Origin of the sequence: Ulvibacterium sp. (assembly GCF_965248315.1) — a bacterium.
Taxonomy (GTDB): domain Bacteria; phylum Bacteroidota; class Bacteroidia; order Flavobacteriales; family Flavobacteriaceae; genus Ulvibacterium.
In genome coordinates this window covers 159,011-181,817 of sequence record NZ_CBDFIX010000002.1, presented here as the reverse complement: position 1 = coordinate 181,817, position 22,807 = coordinate 159,011, and the positions used below count along the sequence as shown (strand labels likewise).

Sequence of the window (22,807 nt, the reverse complement as noted above, 5' to 3'; positions counted from 1 at the left end):
ATTAATTCTGAAAACCTGATATTGTGATATTTTTGGGACACTGATTCCCTACTTTTGCGTTATAAACACTGGCTGCATGAGACTTAGGGTCCGGTTTCCCTTACTTTGGCTTTTTTTTGTACTTACCTCAGCCTATGCACAAGAAAATATTGTGGCCGATGTAAAGATTCAGGGAACAAAACGGATCAAGCCGGATTTTATCAAAAAATTGATTGCCTTACGACCGGGGATGGTTTTGGATTCAGTAACGATGGAGCGGGATATGACCCGCTTAAAACGCTTGCCCTCTGTATCTCATGCCTATTATCAGGTTTTTTCTTCGGACGATGGTAGACACAATGTTTTCTATAACATAAGGGAAAACTTTACATTGATTCCATTTGCCAATGTATATACCTCTACCAATGATGAATTTGCCTTTCGGATTGGATTGCAGGAATTTAATTTTTTGGGACGGAACATTACCTTGGGCGGATTCTATCAGTACGATATTTTTAGTTCCTATGGATTAAGTTTTAGGGCTCCCTACCTTTTTAGCAAAAGGTTTGGGTTGGCCTTCAATTATAACAATTTTACCACCCAGGAGCCTGTTTTTTTCGAGGACGATACCGCCGATTATCGATACAACAATAAGGGTTTTGAAATCTTGGGACTCTACGAACCCAATTTTAAGCATCGTTTGGAATTGGGGTTTAGTCTGTTTACGGAGGATTACGAATATCTTTTTGGCGCAACAAGCCCTGAAGTGCCACAGGCTCTTACGGTGGACAAGCATTTATTCAAACTCATTTATAATTTTGACAACGTACAATACTATTACCAATATTTATCCGGGTTTAGAAGTACGCTTAACTTTCAATATGTGGGTAGTACGGATATTAACCTTCCCGAGTTTTTGATTGGGTTCAATGATTTTGTGTATTTCCATAGGGTGGGCGAAAGGGGCAACTGGGCCAACCGCCTACGTTTGGGATTGGCCAGTAATGTGAATACGCCTTTCGCTCCATTTACCGTAGATAATAATTTGAATATTAGAGGAGTAGGAAACATCATTGATCGAGGTACCGGAGCTATTGTGCTCAACACTGAGTACAGACATACATTGATAGACAAGGACTGGTTTGTACTTCAAAGCAATGTCTTTATCGATGGGGGCTCTTGGCGAAATCCTGGAGGCGATTTTAGCGATTTTGGGGACAATCAGAACATCCGGATTTACCCTGGGGTAGGACTTCGCTTTATCCACAAACGTATTTTCAATGCTATTTTTAGAATTGATTATGGGTATGGGATTACCAAGGAAGCTTCCCGGGGGGTGGTCTTTGGTATTGGACAGTATTTTTGATGGGACTACGGTGCTTGGCCTTAAGGATCCAGCAACCCATGTTCTTCCAAAAACGTTTTCAGCTCACCGGTAGTAGGGTTTTTAAGGAATTCCGTTCCATAGGTCACCGTTGGAAACTTTAATGCGCCATTATACAAGGCACGTACGGTTTCTTCGGCTTCCGCGTTGGTCTCTACATTGAAGTCCTCAAATTCAACCCAAATGGATTGTAAATAATTTCTAAGATTCGCCGATTTCATACACCAATCGGCCCCGTAGAGTTTTAGATCAGGCATCGGATTTAAGTTTTAAAGGGTTCGATATCAATTGGGGAATCTTTTCCGCATTGGACACGATAAATGGTGTAAATGACATCAACAAGATGGAGACCGCGAGGAATATTTGGTAGTTGTTCTGGCTGATCAACTCATACTCTAGACCACTCTGCGCCAGGACAAATGAAAATTCCCCGATCTGCGCAATGGAAAACCCAACTGCAATTGCGGTCTTCCATTCCAGTTTCATGACCTTTACCGCCAATATGCCGGCTACGGCCTTGACCAAAAGGGCAAAGAAGAACCAGAAGATAATCCACAAGGTATCGGTTAAAAAAATCTGATAGTCCAACAACATTCCCATGGAAATAAAGAAAAAGCTCATAAATACATATCTAAAGGGCAAAAAACAGGAAATGGCCATTCGGTTATAGTCGGTTTCCGCTATGATGAGTCCTGCTATAAATGCGCCCAACGCCAGGGATAGCCCCAGCTCTTCCGTAAGCAAAGCAATTCCCGTCACAATAAACACCGTCGCGATTAAAAACACCTCTTGACTTTGGATTTTCATTACCGTTTTTAAAAAGAAAGGAATGACAAATTGGGCCAGAACGTAGGATATTCCTCCCATAAGAATCAACTTGCCGGATAGCCATAACAACTCCTCGCCTACATTTCCACCAGCCCCTGCCAAAATGGGGGTAAACAACATCAGGGGAACTATCATAATATCCTGAAATAGTAAAATGGCCAGTATAAATTTCCCATGTGGGGTATTGATCTTGTTATTGTCCTGAAGTACCTTTACCACAATTGCGGTACTGCTCAAAGCATATAAAAACCCCCAGAAAATACTCTCCTCCACAGAAGGTCGCATTAAGGCCCAAATCAATATCGAGGTAAGGATAATGGTAAAAAACACCTGTGAGGCTCCACCAATAAGCACATAATTTTTAATCCGTTTTAGGTTGGTGAACGAAAATTCGAGACCCACGGTAAACAATAGTAGAATAATACCGATTTCGGCATAGACTTCCACCTCTTCCATGTCGGCGAAATACTTGCTGGTATTGGGGCTTAGAAGTACACCGGTAATCAAATAACCGATGATATAACGTACCTTGAGAAATTTACAAATAATGATTACAGCTGTGGCCACCCCAAAAATGGCACAGATATTAATAAGAATATGATGTTGCATATATACCGATCAATTTGGTGTATTGCCCAGAATGAGAATCGTCTACAGTTCAAAAAGGGCGTAAAACACAAATATAAGCGACACTATATTACGTTGGTGACAAAAAGCCGGCCTAGGCCGGCTTTTTTAGCATATTGCATCAATCTTTTAGTTCCAAAATTTGACGGATCATCTGATTGGTAAACCCCCATTCATTGTCATACCAGGTCATTACCTTTAGCAAGTCGCCATCCACAACACGGGTCATGCTTAAATCTACGGTAGAGGCATAGGGACTTTTAATGATGTCAGAAGACACTATGGGATCTGTGGTTGTATCCAAAACGTGCCTATAACGCTCCGTTTTTGCTTCTTCCTCTAGAATTTGATTGACCTCTTCTGCGGTGACCGGTCTTTCCGTTACGAAGACCATATCCGAAATGGAACCTACCGGAACAGGAACCCGAATAGCTACCCCATCAAACTTTCCGGCATATTCCGGTAATGCCTTTGTTGTGGCTATGGCAGCTCCTGTGGTTGTCGGGATCAAGTTTTGGGCACCAGCCCTTCCCATCCTAAAGTTCTTTTTGGATGGGGCATCCACAATACCCTGTGATGCGGTATAGGCGTGCACCGTGGTCATAATGGCTTTTTTGATGCCTATCCTTCTGCCCAATACCTCTACAACGGGACTGATATTGTTTGTGGTACAACTGGCACATGAAAATACATTGGTACTTCCATCCTGTGAATTTACGCCATGGACCACCGTTGGGGTGTCAGTACTTTTTGTCGGCGCCGATATGACTACCGTTTTGGCCCCGGCCCTAATGTGCCTTTCGGCATCCTCGCCCAGGGTAAAGACCCCTGTGCTCTCGATTACCAAATCTACCTTTTGCGCTGCCCAGGGAAGTTCTTCAGGAGTCCTGATGGATGTATACTGGATTTGCTGCCCATCAACTACGAGTACATCGCCCTTGTGCGAAACTTCTTTTTCGTAAACTCCATAAACTGTGTCGTATTTTAATAAATAGGCCGTGTTTTCTATGGGAACGATGTCATTTACCGCCACAACCTCGAGTCCCGGGGTTTCGTTGATAATCTTTAGGGCGGCACGACCTATGCGCCCCATACCATTAATTGCAATTCTCATTTTTATGTTCTTAGGATTAGTATGTTTTTTTCTAGACCTTTAGTCAGAAAAACAGGAGATAAATTACAGGAATGTGTTCTTGTTTCAAAGCTTGGAATGCAATGAAATGGTTAAGGAATTTGAAAGGGATATCTTCAATGCAATTAGTCTATATTTTCAAACTAGGATTTACAGTAGTGTTGTTAAATAAATCGTTGACAAATCTTTCTTCTTGCAGTTTCAAGGCATTTTACGTTGTTTAATTTTGTAAAGTGTCGGCCTTTTTAGGCATTGTTTTTGATTTTTTTATTTGGAAAAGGTAAAATAGTGATGATTTTCCTTACGAAACGATATGGTCTTCTTCCCTTGTTGTTCATTTTGTGCGGGGGGATTCTTTGTGTCTATGGCCAAGATTCCCTACCTACCATTGTGGCCCAAAAAGGGGACGGGATTCTTTCCCTGTTACGAAAACAAGGCATGAATCCTTATGAAGCCTATGACGATTTTATCGCGTTAAACATGGATAACCTGCGGGACAGTGTTCATTTGTATGAAGGGAGAAGCTATAAAATTCCTCAACTACCTATGGATACGGTATCGGTTGTGGATTCCATACAAAAGCAATCTACAAAAATTAAGGAAATCAAAGGGAAGGAGTATTCCATCTTTGGTAAGAAATATGCCTTGGTACTTCCCAAAAGTGAACGTTTAAAAGGAACAGTCTATTATTTGGTTTCCGGCCATGGGGGGCCTGATCCCGGGGCCATGGCCGTGTATCGGGGGAAGTCGATTGCCGAGGATGAGTACGCCTATGATATTACCCTTAGGTTGGCCAGGGAATTAATAGCGCATGGGGCAACGGTACACATTATTATACGTGATCCCGATGATGGCATCCGGGATGATCGTATTCTGGAAATCGATAGGGACGAGGTGAATTATCCCAAAGAGACCATTCCGTTGAACCAGGTGGCCCGATTGAAACAACGCGTAGAAGCCGTTAACAAACTGTATTTAAAAAACAAGGGAAAATACCAGCGTTTGATTGTAACCCACGTGGATAGTCGTAGTAAGGGACAGAACATCGATGTGTTTTTCTATCACCACGAGAAGAGCAAAAATGGAAAGAAGCTTGCGGAGAGTATCCATACCACATTTCAGGCAAAGTATAAGAAGTTCCAGCCGAATCGCACCTATTCCGGTACTTTTGGGGACCGCACTTCGTTGTACATGGTAAAGAAAACACACCCAGCCATGGCCTATATCGAAATCGGTAATATCCGTAATAAAAAGGACCAGCGCAGAATTTTGGATCCCGATAACAGGCAAGCGCTGGCCAAATGGATTTCCGAAGGCATTTTGCTGGATTATGAGGGGGAATAACCAAAAAGACCTATCCGGCCCCAAACAACCGGACAGGTATTTGTTGTAATCTTACGGTCGCTCAAATAAGGTTGTATCCACATCCGTATCGAAGGCGATGTTTGTCCAATTGGTAGTTACCCAGCGCTTCCCCTTTATATTGCCTTCCCAATCAGCCTCTATATACTTTCTTTTACTGCCAATTTGAATGCCATCGATTGTTTCATATTCCATGACCATTAGCTGCGGTTCGGCCATTTGAAAGCTCATCACCGTAAATAGGAACTGGTCTACCAACTTGGTTTTCTTATTGATGAATAGCACATAAATGTCTTGTGCGTCGCCCACGTTGTTGCCAAAAGTGATTTTGACCTTGTCATAGGCCTTTCCGTTTACCGTTTTCGAGCCCAAATACTCATGGTTTACCCCATCGTCCAATAGTTTAAAGAACATGGAAAACCAATAGTAATTGGTTTTGCGCATAAAACGGGCAAAGTTATTGGCTTGCTCGTTGTCCGATAGTTTTCCGTCCATGGTAACCCAGGCGCTGGTACCATCATAACCTTCAACAACCTTTTGGCCATTGGGGGCCGTTACCGTATTTACAGAATAAGCGGCATGCGATTTTTCTTTATGGAATATATAGGTTTCATGACTTTTCAAAGTCATGGGAGCCTTAGGATTTACGTATTCATAATCATAGGTTACATTTTTCAACTTATAAAAATTGGCTTTTCCGCCTACGGTTTCCATCATATCGGATACTAATTGTTTGGCGTCCTGAGCTCTGGTGGATAGGGCAAATAGTATCATTAAAAAATAGGTGAGAACTGTTTTTGCTTTCATTGGAAAAAATTTAAAAGTTGTCATTTGCGTTGTTAGTTTTCAAGTAGTCGTATATGGACGAAAAATCTTTCTCCCCATATCCATTTTGTTTGGCCTGGGCAAAGATTTCCTTAGTGGTGTTGAGCGAAGGCATGGCTACGTTGAGTTCGTAGGCCGTTAGCGAAGCCAAATGCAAATCTTTTTGCATCCACTGTAATGGAAAATTTGGTTCATAGTCATGATTTTCTAGCTTCGGGCGTACGGCTTTCAAAAATGGCGCCGTTACGGGAACGTTCAAAAGCACATTAAAAAGCGCCTCCTCGGTAAGTCCCGTTTCTTTTCCCAGTGCCATAGCTTCACCAAAGGCCAGCATGGATTGGGCCAATAACAGGTTAATCAACATTTTCATATGGGATGCCTGGCCTATGCTGCCAAGAGGGATAGTCTTTTTGCCCATAATCCGCATTAAGGGATTAAGCCTTGCCAAGACATCGATATCTGCACCTACCAAGAAAACCAATTCCCCTTTTTCAGCCGGTTCTTTGGTGCCGGCGACCGGGGCATCTATATAAGCAATTCCCTTTTCCTTGGCTTTACCTGCCATCTTCTTGGCGAATGAAGGATTTACCGTACTGCAGTTTATCCAGATACTTTTGGTGTGTGCGACTTCCAAAAATCCATTTTTTCCCAATGCCACTTCCCGTATTGCTTCTGGTGTTGATAGCATGGTAATAATTATGTTGCAATCCAGAACTACTTCTTCAGGAGAATTGGCCCATTTCGCTCCTTGAGCCAGCAAATCTTTCGCTTTACTTTTTGTACGATTAAACAAGGTTAGTGCATATCCCGCCTTTTGAAGATTACGAGCCATACGGCTTCCCATAATACCCAGTCCAATGAATCCAATATTTTCCATTTTTCATGATTTTGGGAGCAAGATAGTTTTAACCCGGACCGTTAAATCCTTAAATATTTTAAAAATGGTGGTTTTCGGTCAAAAGTATATGACAATATTGATAAAAGTATTAAATCAAAGCATTTTTGCGATGTTGAATCTGATATTGTTTGGGCGAAATTCCAAAGTTCTTGTGGAATGCCTTTATGAAATGCGAGGTGTTCTCATAACCTACGCCCGAAGTAATTCCATTTACCGAATTTGAGGTGGTTCGCAAAAGTAAGGCCGCTTTATCTAAGCGTTTTTGTATCAACCACTTTTTTGGGGAGATATGGTACCTGCGCTTAAAATCCCGTTGGAAAGTAGATACACTTCTTCCAGTTAAATATGCATAATCCTCTATATCTAAAGGCTTGTCAAAATGCTCTTCCATAAAGGAGCGAATGTTTTTTCGTTCCTTTGTTTTAAGGGATTGCAGTCGATTTACGAAATCTTTTCCTTGTTTGGAAAGCGCTATTAAATGAAGGAACTCGATGAGCTTGAGTCGTGTAAACTGGTTTTGGTTCCTACCTCTATAAAGATCGGTCAGGGTGTCCGTGAACAGTCGGAGGTCTTCATTAAAGTCGATACGCAGTAGTCCACAAACCTTTTCTGAGGGTAGCTGCCTAAAGCTGGATAGAAAAGCATCACATATATCATCATCGAAGAAAAAAACCAGCGCATTAAAGACATCATTTTTAGGAATGATATCAGAAATCATATACATTCCTTTGGGCAAGAAGATGAGTTCATTTTTTTGGACGACCTGTACACTTCCTTCATAAGTTTCTATCTGTAATTTGCCGTTTCGGACTAGAGTAATGGCGTGGGACGCCAGATACCGTTGATTTTGTGGATCCATGTGCACCACTTTCTTTTCCAGAATACAAGAAAGTCCTTTCAAAAGTATTTTTTCAATCTTGGAGTTCTGATAAAAAGCTTGTGGTACCACTTTCATAAAAGCAAAATAAGAAGGAGATGTGCCAAAAAATTGCAGTTTTGTTTAAAAGTAGTCATTTTCGGTCAATTGCTCGATTTTTTGAATTTTTGGATGTTTTGAAGCGGTATGACCCGAATGACCCAAAATAGAAAGGTACTCATCTATATGGGTATTTTTCTTTTGTAATAGTCATAGAGTTGATCTGGTCCTGCTCCCAAATAGTTTTTAAGATGTATTACTCCAAAGTGGTACTGCAAGCGAATGGCCCCCACCTTTTCATACCTTCGTGCCGAAGTTTTTACCTGTAGCGGGAGTACCTTAAATTTGGTTTTTTTGTACAGGCGCCCTATGAACTCATTGTCCTCGTAGATTTTGTAATCTTCATTAAAACCCTCCGAATTTTGAAAGAGTTTTTTGGTGACAAAGAGCGACTGATCCCCGCCTCTACATATTTGGTGGTTGATTCTCGTAAACCAAGCAAAGAACTTTAGGAACCTGCTGCTACTGTCAAATCGCATTTGAAAACAACCCGCTTGGAACCCTCCTTTGACCGCCTCCAAAATATGGGGCACAAAATTTTTTGGAGGTAGGGTATCGGCATGAAGAAAATAAAGGATTTCTGCCTTGGCCATTTGAGCACCCAAGTTCATTTGTTTTGCACGCCCCTTTGCGGAGTGTACTAGAGTTGCGCCATATTCTTCAGCTATTTTAAGGGAACCGTCCTTACTCCCACCATCAATAACCAAAATCTCTTCCACGTGTTCCGGTGAGATTTTGTTTTGTAAGCAGGACAGAAGTTTCCCAATATAATCAGCCTCGTTAAGAATGGGAACTATGATACTAATTTTGGGGAACTTCTTTTTCATTTATATCTAGATTACCATGGTTTTAGGGTTATCCGTATCCCATGTATCTCTCCCCGATTTCCCATTTCAAATTTCTTTGATCAACTCTGAAAACAGCTTTACCATTTTCGGCTCTGTTTCTCCGGCAACTTCTATAATCTCCTGTATATTAACGGGTTGTAGGTTGTCCGGGTCGCATTCATCGGTGAGGACTGATACGGCTACAATAGGTAGTCGTAAATGATTGGCAACAATTACTTCGGGGATTGTACTCATTCCGACGGCATCTGCTCCCATAATACGCAGCATCCGGTATTCCGCCTTGGTTTCCAACTGTGGCCCGACAACAGATACGTAGACCCCTTTTTGCAACGAAATCCCTTCCCTTTCTGCTATGTTTATCAACTTTTGTCGCATCTCTACATCATAGGGTTCGCTCATATCTACAAATCGATCTCCAAATTCAGATACATTTTTGAAGGCCAAAGGAGAACCTCCCTGGAGGTTGATGTGATCTTCCAGCAACATCATATCCCCTTTTTTAAAGTCGAGATTTATTGCTCCTGCAGCATTGGAAATAAACAGCCTTTGTATACCCAATTGGTGCATGACCCGAATGGGGTAGGTAACATCCAAAAAGTCATAACCTTCATACAAATGAAAACGTCCTTGCATGACCACCACTTTTTTGCCTTCTATTCTTCCATAAATGAGTTTACCGGAATGAAACTCAACGGTGGCCAAGGGGAAAAACGGAATATTATTATAATGAGCCACTATGGGATTTGTTATGGCATCCACCAATTTTCCCAGCCCCGTACCCAGTACAATTCCGATTTCAGGCGAATCAAAGCCTTTGCTCTTTAGGTATTCCGTGGACTCTTCCAGTTGTTTTTTGGTAATTCTCATGGTTGCTTTAAAAAAGGTTGAAATGCATCAATGTCCTTGATATCCTCATAAACATCGATATCGTTTTTGGTGGTCAATACGCTAATCTTTTCTGTTTGTAAATCCGCCATACTATCCGCGAGTACGGTATCCTTTCCCCAATCCTTATTTTGGAACAGTTGAGGCTTAAAAATTTTCATCCCTAGTAGATAGTAACCACCATCTTCCGCAGGGCCAATGACAAAATTGTTTTCGTCCAAGGCCGAAAAGGCATTCTCCAGGTCGGATGGGGATAGATCGAGCATATCGCTCCCTATAATGATGATTTTCTCGAAACCTTGGTTGAATCCCTTAGAAAATGCTTGGGCCATACGTTCCCCTAGGTTATTGCCCTGTTGCACCTTTTTCTCGTATACTTTTTCGTCCCAAACATCATTCTTCCAAATCGATTCGGAGTAGTATACTTTTTTATGGACGTTTAGCCCATGGGTGATGTTTGCCGTATGCCCCAGGAGAAATTTATAGACCTCCAAGGCAGCAGGGTCACCAATAGTGGCCGCCAATCGTGTCTTACATTTTCCCAGTACCGGGTTGCGCGTAAAGATGAGAAGTAGATTTCTGGAATTTGTCAAATTGTAATGGGTAGTCTTTAATACTATTCTTGTTTTTCTGGAAAATGAAATACTCAATGTCCATAAATATGATGAAAGTCTATAATTTTTAGATATCAACCATTAATCATAAACTTTTTCCCCGGCCTTCAATAATTTGCCCCAATGCTCGTCAAAGGCATGTACTTTTTCCGTTTCTTTTCCTTGGTCGTCATAAACGGGATATCCTTTATTTTTCCATTCAAAAATCCCGCCATACAAGTTTTTAACATTGGGGTACCCCAATTTCACCAATTTTTCACCAATATCCTCCGATCGTACGCCAATGGAACAGTACACCACGATTTCAGCATTCTTGTCCGGAATTTTTGCCTGTACATCCAGGGCATCGAACATCTCATACCCTACCCAAATGGCATTTTTCAAACGGCTCACATTGTATTCCTGTTTTTTCCGGGTATCCAGATATAGGACATTGTCCTTTTGGGCTGCTTCTTTCAAAGATATATAGGGTACACTTTCCGTGTTGAACTTTTTGAGCGTACGGTCCAGCTTACTTTGACCCAAGGTGTGTTGGGAAAAAGCCACAAAGAAGAATACACCCAAAAGAAATCTCATGCTGCTTAAAAATTATACGACAAAGATACTATTTTAGAGGTGCTCCAATAAGTTGTTCAGCTAATCTTAAAACAAAATGAAACAAGTAAAATTAGGTCTATTCTTTATTTTAATAGCTTTGCAAGCTTGTAAAAATAAAGTGGAGGAACAAAAAGCTATTTTAGATACTGCCAAGAAAGATTACTACACGGAGCCGTACCGACCTCAATTTCACTTTTCACCAAAGGAAATGTGGATGAACGACCCCAATGGGTTGGTCTATCACCAAGGTGTTTATCATCTTTTTTATCAATATTATCCGGATGATATTGTTTGGGGCCCCATGCATTGGGGGCATGCCGTTAGTACAGATCTGGTACATTGGAAACATAAGCCAATAGCCTTGTATCCAGATGAACTTGGTTATATTTTTTCTGGGAGTGCCGTGGTGGACGAGAATAATACTTCAGGTTTTGGTTCAGAAAATAACCCAGCTTTGGTGGCTATTTTCACTTACCATGATATGAAGGGCGAAAAAGCGGAGCGTGATGATTTTCAGACCCAAGGCATTGCATATAGTCTTGATAATGGGGATAATTGGACAAAGTTCAAAGGAAATCCCATATTGGAAAACGAGGGTATCCGAGACTTTCGCGACCCCAAGGTAATGTGGTATGAACCTTTACAAAGTTGGGTTATGACCTTGGTGGCCGGAGACCATGCCAAATTCTATACATCCAAAAACTTGAAAGATTGGGAACTTACCGGTGAATTCGGAAAAGATCAAGGAGCCCATGGGGGAGTTTGGGAATGCCCGGATTTATTCCAGTTACAGGTGGATGGTACCGATGAGAAGAAATGGGTTTTGCTTATTAGTATTAATCCTGGTGCTCCAAATGGCGGTAGTGGTACTCAGTATTTTATAGGCGATTTTGATGGGAAGGCTTTCACTTCCGATCAAAAAGAGAGTCGCTGGATCGATTGGGGCACGGATAACTATGCCGGGATTACCTATAATAATGTGCCTTACGATGAGCGCATCTTTATCGGTTGGATGAGCAATTGGGCCTATGCACGTGATACGCCCACGAAAAAATGGCGTAGTGCCATGACGGTTCCCAGAAAGTTATCCCTACAAAAAATCGGGGATTCGTATAGCTTGATTAATTATCCCACCAATAGTCTGGAGAACCTCGGGGAAGCGGGGATACGGAAACCCATAAGACTAGAAACTGCAGAAAAAGATAATATTGCCTTTGACCATTTTAACCAGGCGGAAGTACAATTTACGACTACTGCCAAGGATTTTAAGCTCGCCTTTAAAAATGATGGAAACGAACAATTGGTACTGACTATGGATTCAGAAAAAGGTGTTTTTCTGTTGGATCGTACCCAATCGGGGAAGACCGATTTCCAGGAAAATTTTGGGGATACGGTACAAGAAATGCCCATTGCCCATTTGCCGCAGGAAGCATTTGAGGTTCGTATCCTACTGGATCATTCCTCCATTGAGGTATTTATCATTAAAGGACAACATGTGATGACCGCACAAGTTTTTCCAAGCGAGTTTTATACCTCATTGGATATTGAAAATACTTCGGAGGAGGTTTTGGAATTTCGGAATTTTGAAATAAACAGGGTGAAAGGGGTTTGGTAGCAATTCTTCTCTTCCTAAAGTCTGAATAACCATGATAGCAGATATAATGGCAATATATTACTAGTTATTATATAGAATTGTTGTAAACAATTAAAAACCTTTTCTGTCAAAACGTCGGATACTCTAGGAGGCCAAAATTTTATAAGAAATATAATCATGGTAACACCGTCAACGGTTTAAAGAAGATTTTTTCACAAACTGAACTCAGCATGATTTCTTAATGCTGAGTTCATATTTGAAGAAATAGTTAAAATTTAAATAGATTTTTATTACTGATTTAAATATTTTTTGATTTGATTCCCTGCAAAGTCCAACATGCTCTTCGTAGAAGGTAGATCCGCGAGAACATTGAGCAAACCAAAATCATGAATGGTACCATTAAAGCGAACCGTGCTAACTTCGACACCAGCTTGGTCGAGCTTTCTGCCATATGCCTCTGCTTCATCTCTTAATATATCATTTTCGGCTACCACTATTACAGCTGCAGCTACACCTTTAAGCTGATCAATTCTTGCTTGCAAGGGTGATGCATAAACTGAAGCACGTTCTTTAGCATCAGTAGTATACTGATCCCACATCCATTTCATAATATTTGTAGTGAGAAATCTATCTTTTGCATAATCTTTGTAAGATTCTTGTGAAAAAGTAGCGTCTGTTACAGGCCAAAGCAGAATTTGTGCTTTGATATCCAAAGAAGAATCATCTTTAGCTCTAAGCGCTGTAACAGCACTCATATTTCCACCAACGCTGTTTCCAACGATCGCTAGTCTGTTTCCATCAACATTGATCTCAGAACCATTTTGATAAACCCATTTAGTAGCTGCATAGATTTCATTAATAGCTACTGGATATTGAGCCTCTGGTGATGGTGTATAGTTAACAAACACCGCTACAGCTCCAGAACGTACCACTAAATCTCTAACCAAGCGCTGGTGTGTTGGGTAGTCGCCTAAAATCCATCCACCTCCGTGTATGAACATAAAAACAGGCAGCTCTTCTTTTACACTTTCTGGTCTTACAATGTTAAGTTTGATTTCATAGCCATCAGTGTTAATTATTTTTTCCGATTCTTCAATTCCTGATAAATCAACCTCTACTGAGGCCTGTGCTCCGATCAATACTTGACGAGCGTCTTCCTTTGATAAACTTTCCAAAGCTGGCCCACCTGAAGTGTTCAAAGCTTTCAAAAATTCCTTTGTTCCGTGATCCAGATTTGGATCTGATGCATAATCCTTCACTTGTGCATTTACATTTGTACCCATAATAATTAGAATTAAAAGTTTAAAAATTGTTTTCATGATTTCTTGTTTTTGAATTGTACTTCGTTTGATGGTTCAAAAGTGAAAATTTGTACATAATAAATCAAATAAATAATTTTGTGAAACAATTAATTTTATTTATAATCATGACAATTCAACAACTTAAATACGTGATTGCATTGAATGAGGAAAGGCATTTCGCAAAAGCGGCAGAAAAGTGTTTGGTAAGTCAGCCTGGCTTAACTATTCAATTAAAAAAACTAGAAGAAGAAATTGGAATTAAAATTTTCGACCGTTCCAAAGTTCCATTAAAGCCAACAGAACTGGGGGAAGAAATAGTAGAAAAAGCAAAGAGGGTAATAAAGGAAACCAACGAGATCAGGGATTTTGTAATTTCAAAAAAAAATGAACTAAAGGGAACAATTAAAATTGGGATCGTTTCTACCCTATCTCCATACTTAATACCGCTATGTTTAAGTGAACTACAAAAAGCTACTCCGGACATTCACTACATCATAAAGGAAGCAACTACCGTCGACTTGGTGAAAAACGTTGATAATGGTGAACTGGATCTTGCTATTATGGCAACCCCAACGGGAGAAAAATTTCTCAGGGAGTTTCCAATCTTCGAAGAACCCTTTATAGCTTATCTCAATAAAAAACACTCACAGGCCAAAAGTGAATATTATAAACTGGATAGCGATGATGCGAATAATTTAATTCTTCTAGAAAGCGAATTTTGCTATAATTCTCAGCTATTGAATATTTGTGAATTAGAGTCATCAAAATCTACACCTAAGTTCTCTTATCAAATCAATTCTATCGAATCCTTAAAAAGTATGGTAAAAGCAGACTTCGGATTTGCGATTTTACCTTGGCTATCGACAAGTGGGGAGAAAAACCACAACAATGCCGCTTCTCTTCCTTTTGAATCTCCTATTCCGGTTCGGGAAATAAGTTTGGTAACGTCCGATACATTTTCAAAAAAGCTATTGATTAAAAAAATAAGTAAAGTAGTTTATGATTGTCTCCCAGAAGAATTAAAGCAAAGAACTGAACATAAAAAAATAAGGTGGGATGATTCTCCTTACTTTATAAAATCAATATCCAACTAATTTAAAAACTCTAACTGCGTACGACAAAGATGTCCAACCGCAATTACGGCGGAAGTTGGTTAAGAGGATGAAATCACCTACAAAAAATCAATCCGTTGTTCGGAATAAAGGGTAATTTAAACCTTTGTAACTGAAAGGTTCTATTATACCGTCGGGCACAATTCTTCCTTATCCCTTAAAGCCAATATTTTATGGGGCGAGCGATGCCTCGAAATTCAACCTTTAAAATTTATACCCGGTTTTAAGCGGCAAGACATTCTTTCAAAGCTTCCCAAAACTAATTTGATTCTATATCTGGATGTGTATTTCCTTGTACTATCAGTAAATTTGAACTTCCTTTAGGCCCTTTAGTTCAGGGTCTAATTTTTTGGGATGTTGTTTAAGGTATACCAGGCTTCTGATGACCAAAGGTTCTGGCCATTTATACTCCGAAGTTCCGGGTTCAAGTTAAATTTAACTACATGTTCTTTTTTTAGTCCTGGAAGCGTTAAATGCACTTTTTTTCTGTTGGCACCTATTTTTACTTCGGAAGCCTTCAGTACCTCTAGATCCATTTTAGGTCCTCCATAGGCCTCTGTAGGTTTGTACCACCATTGTTCCACCAAATAGTCGGAGGAAGCATCTCCTTGTCCAATGGCCAATGGTTCCGTAAACTCAATTTCAAATCCATTGGGTTTGGACCTAATCGCCAATATTTCGAAAGTAACCTTCTTGTTATACTTCAATCTTTGGAGACCTTGTCTGGTTTCATTCCATCCCCAGCCTCCGCCCATTCCTACGCCACCCGCATACAATGCTCCGTCTGGCCCCCTCCTTATCCGGTTAATTCCTACATTTAGTCCTTGGGCAAACCTAAATACGGCACCTTGGTATGAACCATTAACGGTCTCAAGAAAAACTCTTTTGATACCACCATGGGTTACATCGCCAAAAATCATTTGGTTTTTATAGGGTCCGTCATATAATAAGGAGGGCTCCGATGGAGAATTGGCAATCTCATTTTGAGGCAACCATACGGCGGGAGGTACCATTTTTAAACTTTGTAACGAGTCTGGAAGCCCCCACCGCATTCCATGGAAATCACCGGATCTTACATGTATAAATTTATTTCCGGGGAGCCATTGTCCCTGATTATCCGTAACAAACAGTTCTTCATCCTTGCCTATGCCTATTCCATTGGGCGTACGAAGCCCATGAATTACCTCCTCATAGCTTCCGTCCCTTGCTATTTTAAGGGTCTTTCCGCGATCTGGAAGCGGTTTTTCATTGGCCATTAGCCGCATAGGCATAGAAAGATTGGCATAGAAATAACCATCTTTATATACAAGCCCAAAAGCGAATTCGTGAAAATCCATGGATACATCGAAGCTATTGCATATGGATTTATACTCATCCGTTATCCCATCTCCATCATGGTCAATGAGCTGTGTGAGCTCTTGTTTTTGCAAAACAAATATTTCATTTTCCACGACAGCAAGTCCCAATGGTTCGGCAAGTCCCTTTGCCATGGTTTTGATTTTTATTTTGTCGTTGTCGCCCGTCTCTACTCCTTCAAGAAGGTAAACTTCTCCCTGAGGCGTCCATGAGGATACCAACAATTTTCCGTCCGGTAAGAAGGCCAGACCGCCTACCTTAAACTCTATTCCCTTCACACTGATAGTTTGAAGATCATAACTGGGGTGGACTCGGTTTAAAGGCGACCCAAAACCCGGTCTCAAAGCCTTCGTTTCAGTTGAAGGAGATTTGTTTACAATAGTCTTTTTTTCCTGATTTGAAGTCTCTTTTGTACTATCCTTGTAATCGAGGGAAAGGATGTAGTTCACCATTGCACTCAAACTAGAATCCTCAAGATTCGGGTGTGGATTCATGGCAGCATCGCCCCAGACTCCTGATCCCCCATCCTTGATTTTCTTTACTAATAGGTCCACCGCCATTTCATCATCGCTATATTTTTCGGCAATTTGCTGAAAACCGGGACCCACAGTATTTTCTGACCATTCATGACACGTAAAGCAATCCGAACGTTCCATCCAATATTTCCCTAGATTTTCCGAATTTTTTGGGCCCATTGGCCTTACTTGATCGGGAATTTTTTTGAAAAAGGTTCGAGAAATAGTGGTGGTATTATTTTTCAACTTGATCGCCTTGGGTTTTGTAAGCAAAGTAATGGATAGGTTTCCATCCATGCCTTGCGTTGTAAATACCCTTTCCAGTCCAGGATTGCCTTGGTCATCCCTTATAAACTCTGGTCGCTCCTCTAAAAAAATGGTATCCTTTTCCGTGGTCAGTCTGTATTTTAGGTATATCTGTCCGCTTTCAAATCGATAGCCTTGAAATCGTGTTGTGACTTCCTGTTTTCTACCGTTTTGCTCCAATAACCAGGATTCTTGCAGCGATGGGTTTAGAAAGTAATCCTTTCCCCAACTCGTAGGCTGCGCTACCTTTGTTTCCGTATAGACCGTTCCATCCCAGTTGACCCCACCTTTCCAGGCACGGTACAGGCCACATGCATTCAGATCGTAGGCTAAATAGCATTCGGAATCCAATGCCAGGGTCAGTATTCTTGGCTTCAAATCAAGAACCGATCGTAACGCCCATGGGTCAATGGGTCTATTTCCTTTTTTACGAATTTGCTCGGAAGGGGAAGAAGTACAAGAAACTAGGAAAATGCATCCCAGTAAAAGGAATATACACTTAATTGTAATCCACTCTTTCTTTTCGCTATGGTATTTCATCCTTATGCATTCATTTCAATCATACTGATAATATATATCGCATCACTTAATCTACTACATTCTTGTTACACCAGGGCCTTCCTAAAAATGATTGTTTTTACCAATATTTGTGGGAATACGATTTGAATTATAAAAATACATTAAAAGTGTGCTAAGTTCTAGTTTTGGAAAAGTCTCTTAAAACCAAGGCTTTGTGAAGTCGTTTTAAAATTTTGGCACCCATGATCTCTTAACCCAAATGCATTTATGCCCAGTTTAGGAAATGGTTATGGCCGTTATCCTTTTTTTAAAAATTTAACAAATTGTTATAATAGGTTAGGGAAAGTGATGTGTATTTTGTGGTCATGAAAGATGTAAATAGAAACCTCCGGCACATTATTTTTCCTCTAACACTCATTTTTTTTATGTATTCCTATGGACAGGAAACGGATAAAATAGACCCTTTGGCCAAATATAAAAATGCGGATGCTCCGGTAAAATTGTTTCCTGGTGATATCTCCGTGGATGGTATGCAATGGAACAATGCCTTTACCCGGGATCACCGGAAGATATTTTACTGCCAGCAGCTTCCACATCGTGCACAATTGGTCTATCAAGAGTTCAAGGACAAGCGCTTTTCAAAACCGGAGCCTATACCTTTCGATACCCTTTATAATTATTCTGATCCCTATGTGAATGCCCAAGGAGACCATTTGATTTTTATGTCCAACCTACCACACCGTGTTGACAAGGATAGTGTAACAACCCATTTTCAATTATGGCAGTCCCATAAACTTTCGAATGGATGGAGCAATCCGGAAATCGTATTTCCCAATGATACAGGGGTAGGGTATCCATGGAGGACCAAGGATGGCACACTTTTCTATTCCTTGATGCCCTCTGATGGAACCCGAAACTCGAACATCTATTTCGCGACCTATGATGATGGGCAATATAATACACCAGTGGCACTTCCGGACAATGTAAATTCAGTTGACAAATTTGAGGGGGATGCCTTTGTGGCGCCCAATAAGGAGTACCTTATTTTTGTGGGCTTCGATCGTGAGGATAGTATGGGATTTTCCGACTTGTACATCACCTTTAATCAAGGGGGAAATACATGGAGCGATCCCAAATCGTTGGGCCGAGGAATCAACTCGGAGGGATACGATGGAAGCCCTTTCGTAACCGAGGATGGAAAGTTCTTGATTTTTACAAGTAGCAGGAACAGCCCTAATGAAAATAGTTTCTTTAACCGGTATATTGTAAGGTTTCATGTAGAGGCCTATCGGGAATGCGAACCCTTAAACTAATTTGATCGTTGTAGCCCATCTAAGCTATGGCCTGGGGTTTCGGGGATTAACCCCCGTATATATTTCGATCTAAAAAAGCATTTCGAAATTTGTGTTCAGGGTCGTATTGCTCGGCAAGTTTTACGAAATCGGGTAATTTTTGATACTGCGACTTCAACTCTTCGGATGATACCGTAAACAATTTGCCCCAATGCGGGCGGGCGTTAAAGGGTTGAAGTTCTTCCTCTATCATGGTAATCAATTTACCGACTTCTTCCGGGTTTTGTTTCCAAGTGAAATGAATGGCAACACAATCTTGTTGGTAACATGGACTCATCCAGAGGTCATCTGCGGCAATAGTCCGTATTTCGGTAATCATTAATTGGGGATAAATCTCATTCCGTTTTTTTTCCAAGGTCAATATGGCCTCCAAAGCATTTTCATAGGGAACAAAAAATTCGGATTGCAGCTCTTCACCACTACTGGGGGTAAAGCCCATCTTAAAATGGGGCAGGCGATCATACCAAGGTCCTGGGACACCCATTTGGGCGGTGCAATTTTCGGCGGAAAGTTCGGTTATGGGATGAAGGTCTCTTGTTGCGGCCTTCGCTCCGTAAAAATCATCGCCAAGATCAATAAGCTCCTCATCGGTTCTTCTTTTGACCCAAACTTGGCTGATCAGGTCATTTTGCCAATCCGTAAACAGGCTAACACTGTACCCGCTGGATAGAATGGCATCAAAATTATCTTTTAGGGACTGTAAGGGCAATTCTTGAAAAACATCCTGACGTACCTGAAACGTTTTTTGAATATCCAACGTTATCTTGGTTAAAATACCCAAAGCCCCAAGATGTACCACGGCGCCATTAAAAATTTCCCCATCATTTTCTCTGCTCAGGTTTAGAATCTCACCTTTTCCGTTGACAACTTCCAGGGCGGAGACACTTGTCGCCAAATTTCCATTTTTTACTCCGGAGCCATGGGTGGCCGTTGCACAGGCACCGGCTACTGAAATATGGGGGAGGGAGGCCAGGTTGTGTAATGCATAGCCTTTCTCATGCAATTCGGGGGCGATATCACCATATTTTGTACCTGCACCTACGGTTACGGTCATTTTATTTTCGTCCAGCGCAATTATTCCCGTAAGGTGTTTCGTAGAGATTTGGTTCAAAGGATTGTCAGCAATATTGTTAAAGCAGTGGCAGGAACCCAATGCCTTTTGTGTATCCAGCTTTTTGACCAATGCCTGAACCTCGGAAACTGTTTTTGGCTCAAAGAGATTTTGTGCGGTATAGGTGTAATTGCCCGCCCAATTCTTACGTTGCACTATCTTGGCAATAGTTTCTTTTTTTTCTGGTTTGCACGAGGCCATTGGCATTAAGACCGTACCCGCTGCAAAGGATGCCGTGGTTTGAATAAAATCTTTTCGTTTCATCTATATTTTTGGTTAGAATTGTTTATTCGCCGACCATTTCCTGGGCCAATAGCTCCAAATCAATACCGAGATTTTCCCTATTTACGCGCAGCACTTCTTCTTTTAAGTCTTCGGGCAAATGGGTATATCCATCCCTGGCTCCCATGATCATCCCGGCCACTGCGGCTACGGTATCATTATCCCTTCCATAATTGACAATAAATTGCAGGGTCCTTTCAAAATCCCCTTCTCCGAATTGCAATCCAGTAATCAAAATTTGCCAGATTTCCCCGGAATGAAAGGGAATGGCGCGCTCATCCTTTTCCAAAAACTGGTAGACCATTTCTTGGCGTACCCATTTCTTTTGGGTTTCTGGAAACCCTTCCGGAATCTTGAAAATAATGGAGTCCTTGGCAATCAGGGAATCCACCAATGGTTTTTCCAGGATGGCCAATACATTTTTAATGGAAGCGTCTGCAATGCCATAGGAAATACGCCCTACTAGCCGACTATCCTGATATCCATAGGGGTCTACAAAAGTTGCAGCATTCAATATGGAATCCATGTTTTTGGTCCGTAGCGCCATGTGGGTAAGGACAGACACCAAAGCGGAAATGTCTTTAGCGTAGCCTAAATCAAAAAGTGAATGGTCATAGGCAACCGTGTAGGCTTCTTCCGGGGTTTTGGCCAGCAACCCGAACATAGGGGTGTAGAGTTGGCCTGCACAGGATAGTTCCCCACCATAAAAACGATTTTGGGCTTTTTGATAGTCCTCAGGTTTTTTTTGATAGGCAATGGCCACCCGGGCCCATTCCTTGATCCAGTCTATTTTTTCAATACGATCATCCAAGGAGTCCGTTTGGGAAAGAACGTCCGTATCCGCCAAGGTATGGGTAATGGATTCATAATAATCCGTAATGAAGCGGGCAAAGTTTTTAGGCGAGAGATCTGTACCGTGTTCCGTAAAATATTTGACCATAAAATACTTCCAACGCGTATCGTCCGTGGTAGCCCCGGCCATAAGGTTGTGTTCCCAAGTGCCTTCCGGGGATTGTACCCGAACCGCAGGGGTAAGACCGGTAATATATCCATATTTTAATTGGATGGCCTTTCTATACCACATTTCAGTGGATGCTCCCATGGCATCACCTATGGCTGAACCCACCAAGGCTCCAAGCACTTTATCATAATACGCCTCTTTGGAGAGTTGCAAGGTATCCGAAGTGTAGGTTGCTTTTTTTGGAGCAGGGATATCCACGTGCGAAACTTGATCTCCGCAAGAACAGAGAGCCGAACAAACTAATATCAGACCGAAGGCTGCGTTTCTCAAACCAAGATCATTTTATGGGCCATTTGTAAAAGATACTCTTTTTCCTCGATACTTCGAACTAAAGGCAACTGGGCCAATCCAATAAGTCGGCGCATTATCTCTATTCCCGCTACCTGGGATACCAATCTTCTCTCAGCCTTGCCTTCATACTTCTCCAATATAGTATCCAAATAGCCCGGTTTATGGGTTGCCAGGATAAGGTGGGCGACCATGACCCCCAGATCAAACTCGGCAAATCCTACAAACCCGAATTCGGGATCTATTACATAGAGATTATTACCTTCGGTCATCCAACTACCAGGATAGTAATCGCCATGGATCAAGGTATGCCCTTCGGAAAGATATAGTTTGCCAATACCGTCTACCAAGGTTTTTAACCCGGAATCCTTCTTATAGGACATGGAAAGCTCCTGCAGTCCGGGTTGCACATCATCCAACTGAAATCCATTGTTCTCAAGAAAGGGTAGTACAAAAATATGTTGATGGTTTAAGTATCGCATTTCCCAGTTTTTTGGGAAATCGGGCGGCACTCTTTTCTTATGGATCAAACCTAGTATAAAGACCAGTTTTTCCAACGCTTTCTTGGAAAAGGATTTCTTAGCGTACATTAGGGTCATATCCTCACAATGTCCCAAGTCCTCCAGGATCATCACAAAAGTTTCCGCATCATATCCTAAAATCTTTGGAATATGGGCATTGAGCGCGCTGCTTTTTACCGTTTCATAAAAGTCTCTTTCCACTTCAATACGTTCTAAGGGGGCCGCTATTTGTTGGTATTTTTGAACATAGGGGCGCGATTGTTTTAGGATGAAGGAACGTGTATTTGTACGGATGCGTAGCACAACGTTCATATTACCCTCGCCGGGTTTTTCAGTGGATTGGATATGTTCTTCCTGCGTTATCCATTCTTTTTCTAGAAGATAATTTTGGAGCTGTGGAATGGGGGTGTCACTATCTATATTGAACAAGGCATCTTATTTTTATTCCTTGCAATATAGAATTAAGTCGTTTTACTAGGAACCCAAATCCATAATTTTTTGAATTGGAATCACCCATTTTTCAAAGATTGTCTAGTTTTAAGTGCTCGATTTTCTATAGCTGTTGTCGAATAAC

General features: G+C 41.3%; 20 protein-coding genes. 5 read left to right on the top strand and 15 right to left on the bottom strand.

All coding sequences use genetic code 11. The annotated features are described in order from the left end of the window. The first annotated feature begins 76 nt into the window (after positions 1–76). Positions 77–1,345, top strand: a complete 1,269-nt coding sequence (locus ACP2AF_RS02315; protein ID WP_425234630.1) for a POTRA domain-containing protein — start codon at positions 77–79, stop codon at positions 1,343–1,345. Positions 1,346–1,365: 20 nt separating this feature from the next. On the opposite strand, the gene ACP2AF_RS02310 is transcribed toward ACP2AF_RS02315, so the two are convergent. The 3 genes from ACP2AF_RS02310 to gap form a co-directional block, all read right to left on the bottom strand. Next, complete coding sequence (locus tag ACP2AF_RS02310; protein WP_425234629.1) at positions 1,366–1,620, bottom strand: glutaredoxin family protein; 255 nt, start codon at positions 1,618–1,620, stop codon at positions 1,366–1,368. Then, entirely contained in the window at positions 1,613–2,800 is a 1,188-nt protein-coding gene (locus ACP2AF_RS02305; RefSeq protein ID WP_425234628.1) for a cation:proton antiporter, read from the bottom strand. Before ACP2AF_RS02305 ends, ACP2AF_RS02310 begins: the two co-directional genes overlap by 8 nt. A gap of 139 nt (positions 2,801–2,939) precedes the next feature. Further along, positions 2,940–3,932 (bottom strand): type I glyceraldehyde-3-phosphate dehydrogenase, encoded by a 993-nt coding sequence (gene gap, locus ACP2AF_RS02300; protein WP_425234627.1) that lies wholly within the window; start codon positions 3,930–3,932, stop codon positions 2,940–2,942. A 309-nt stretch (positions 3,933–4,241) separates the two neighbouring features. Here gap and ACP2AF_RS02295 point away from each other — a divergent pair, with 309 nt between their 5' ends. Continuing rightward, positions 4,242–5,294: an N-acetylmuramoyl-L-alanine amidase family protein gene (locus tag ACP2AF_RS02295; protein WP_425234626.1), complete on the top strand. Its 1,053-nt coding sequence runs from the start codon at positions 4,242–4,244 to the stop codon at positions 5,292–5,294. 51 nt (positions 5,295–5,345) lie between these two features. On the opposite strand, the gene ACP2AF_RS02290 is transcribed toward ACP2AF_RS02295, so the two are convergent. The 7 genes from ACP2AF_RS02290 to ACP2AF_RS02260 all read right to left on the bottom strand — a co-directional run bounded on the left by ACP2AF_RS02290 (position 5,346) and on the right by ACP2AF_RS02260 (position 10,934). After that, entirely contained in the window at positions 5,346–6,119 is a 774-nt protein-coding gene (locus ACP2AF_RS02290; RefSeq protein WP_425234625.1) for a hypothetical protein, read from the bottom strand. A 10-nt stretch (positions 6,120–6,129) separates the two neighbouring features. Beyond that, a complete protein-coding gene (locus tag ACP2AF_RS02285; RefSeq protein WP_425234624.1) occupies positions 6,130–7,014 on the bottom strand; it encodes an NAD(P)-dependent oxidoreductase in 885 nt (294 codons plus the stop codon). A gap of 109 nt (positions 7,015–7,123) precedes the next feature. After that, positions 7,124–7,990, bottom strand: a complete 867-nt coding sequence (locus ACP2AF_RS02280; protein ID WP_425234623.1) for a helix-turn-helix domain-containing protein — start codon at positions 7,988–7,990, stop codon at positions 7,124–7,126. Positions 7,991–8,133: 143 nt separating this feature from the next. Further along, positions 8,134–8,838 (bottom strand): TIGR04283 family arsenosugar biosynthesis glycosyltransferase, encoded by a 705-nt coding sequence (locus ACP2AF_RS02275; protein WP_425234622.1) that lies wholly within the window; start codon positions 8,836–8,838, stop codon positions 8,134–8,136. Positions 8,839–8,904: 66 nt separating this feature from the next. Then, complete coding sequence (locus ACP2AF_RS02270; protein ID WP_425234621.1) at positions 8,905–9,726, bottom strand: purine-nucleoside phosphorylase; 822 nt, start codon at positions 9,724–9,726, stop codon at positions 8,905–8,907. Beyond that, positions 9,723–10,337 (bottom strand): TIGR04282 family arsenosugar biosynthesis glycosyltransferase, encoded by a 615-nt coding sequence (locus tag ACP2AF_RS02265; protein ID WP_425234620.1) that lies wholly within the window; start codon positions 10,335–10,337, stop codon positions 9,723–9,725. Before ACP2AF_RS02265 ends, ACP2AF_RS02270 begins: the two co-directional genes overlap by 4 nt. A 102-nt stretch (positions 10,338–10,439) precedes the next feature. Further along, positions 10,440–10,934, bottom strand: a complete 495-nt coding sequence (locus ACP2AF_RS02260; RefSeq protein ID WP_425234619.1) for a rhodanese-like domain-containing protein — start codon at positions 10,932–10,934, stop codon at positions 10,440–10,442. A gap of 76 nt (positions 10,935–11,010) precedes the next feature. Between ACP2AF_RS02260 and ACP2AF_RS02255 the strand changes: the two genes are divergently transcribed. Continuing rightward, the gene (locus ACP2AF_RS02255) at positions 11,011–12,570 is read left to right on the top strand and encodes a glycoside hydrolase family 32 protein (protein WP_425234618.1); all 1,560 of its coding nucleotides are present in this window, start codon (positions 11,011–11,013) and stop codon (positions 12,568–12,570) included. 269 nt (positions 12,571–12,839) lie between these two features. Here ACP2AF_RS02255 and ACP2AF_RS02250 read toward each other — a convergent pair whose 3' ends face one another. Next, the gene (locus tag ACP2AF_RS02250; protein ID WP_425234617.1) at positions 12,840–13,868 is read right to left on the bottom strand and encodes an alpha/beta hydrolase; all 1,029 of its coding nucleotides are present in this window, start codon (positions 13,866–13,868) and stop codon (positions 12,840–12,842) included. 80 nt (positions 13,869–13,948) lie between these two features. Here ACP2AF_RS02250 and ACP2AF_RS02245 point away from each other — a divergent pair, with 80 nt between their 5' ends. Beyond that, on the top strand, positions 13,949–14,944 hold the full coding sequence (locus ACP2AF_RS02245; RefSeq protein WP_425234616.1) for a LysR substrate-binding domain-containing protein: 996 nt from the start codon (positions 13,949–13,951) through the stop codon (positions 14,942–14,944). A 359-nt stretch (positions 14,945–15,303) separates the two neighbouring features. Here ACP2AF_RS02245 and ACP2AF_RS02240 read toward each other — a convergent pair whose 3' ends face one another. After that, positions 15,304–17,679 carry a c-type cytochrome gene (locus ACP2AF_RS02240; protein WP_425234615.1) on the bottom strand — a complete coding sequence of 792 codons (2,376 nt, stop codon included), beginning with the start codon at positions 17,677–17,679 and terminating at the stop codon, positions 15,304–15,306. Positions 17,680–18,083: 404 nt separating this feature from the next. On the opposite strand from ACP2AF_RS02240, the gene ACP2AF_RS02235 reads away from it, so the two are divergent. After that, positions 18,084–18,971 (top strand): hypothetical protein, encoded by an 888-nt coding sequence (locus ACP2AF_RS02235; RefSeq protein ID WP_425234614.1) that lies wholly within the window; start codon positions 18,084–18,086, stop codon positions 18,969–18,971. Between the two features lie 46 nt (positions 18,972–19,017). Here ACP2AF_RS02235 and ACP2AF_RS02230 read toward each other — a convergent pair whose 3' ends face one another. Genes ACP2AF_RS02230 through ACP2AF_RS02220 form a run of 3 tightly spaced genes read right to left on the bottom strand, consistent with a single transcriptional unit; the run spans position 19,018 to position 22,662 of the window. Continuing rightward, positions 19,018–20,385 carry a D-arabinono-1,4-lactone oxidase gene (locus ACP2AF_RS02230; RefSeq protein WP_425234613.1) on the bottom strand — a complete coding sequence of 456 codons (1,368 nt, stop codon included), beginning with the start codon at positions 20,383–20,385 and terminating at the stop codon, positions 19,018–19,020. Positions 20,386–20,407: 22 nt separating this feature from the next. Beyond that, positions 20,408–21,694, bottom strand: coding sequence for an ADP-ribosylglycohydrolase family protein (locus ACP2AF_RS02225; protein WP_425234612.1), 1,287 nt, complete (start codon positions 21,692–21,694; stop codon positions 20,408–20,410). Beyond that, on the bottom strand, positions 21,691–22,662 hold the full coding sequence (locus ACP2AF_RS02220; RefSeq protein WP_425234611.1) for a phosphotransferase: 972 nt from the start codon (positions 22,660–22,662) through the stop codon (positions 21,691–21,693). The genes ACP2AF_RS02225 and ACP2AF_RS02220 overlap by 4 nt, the downstream gene beginning before the upstream one ends. Positions 22,663–22,807: the final 145 nt, after the last annotated feature.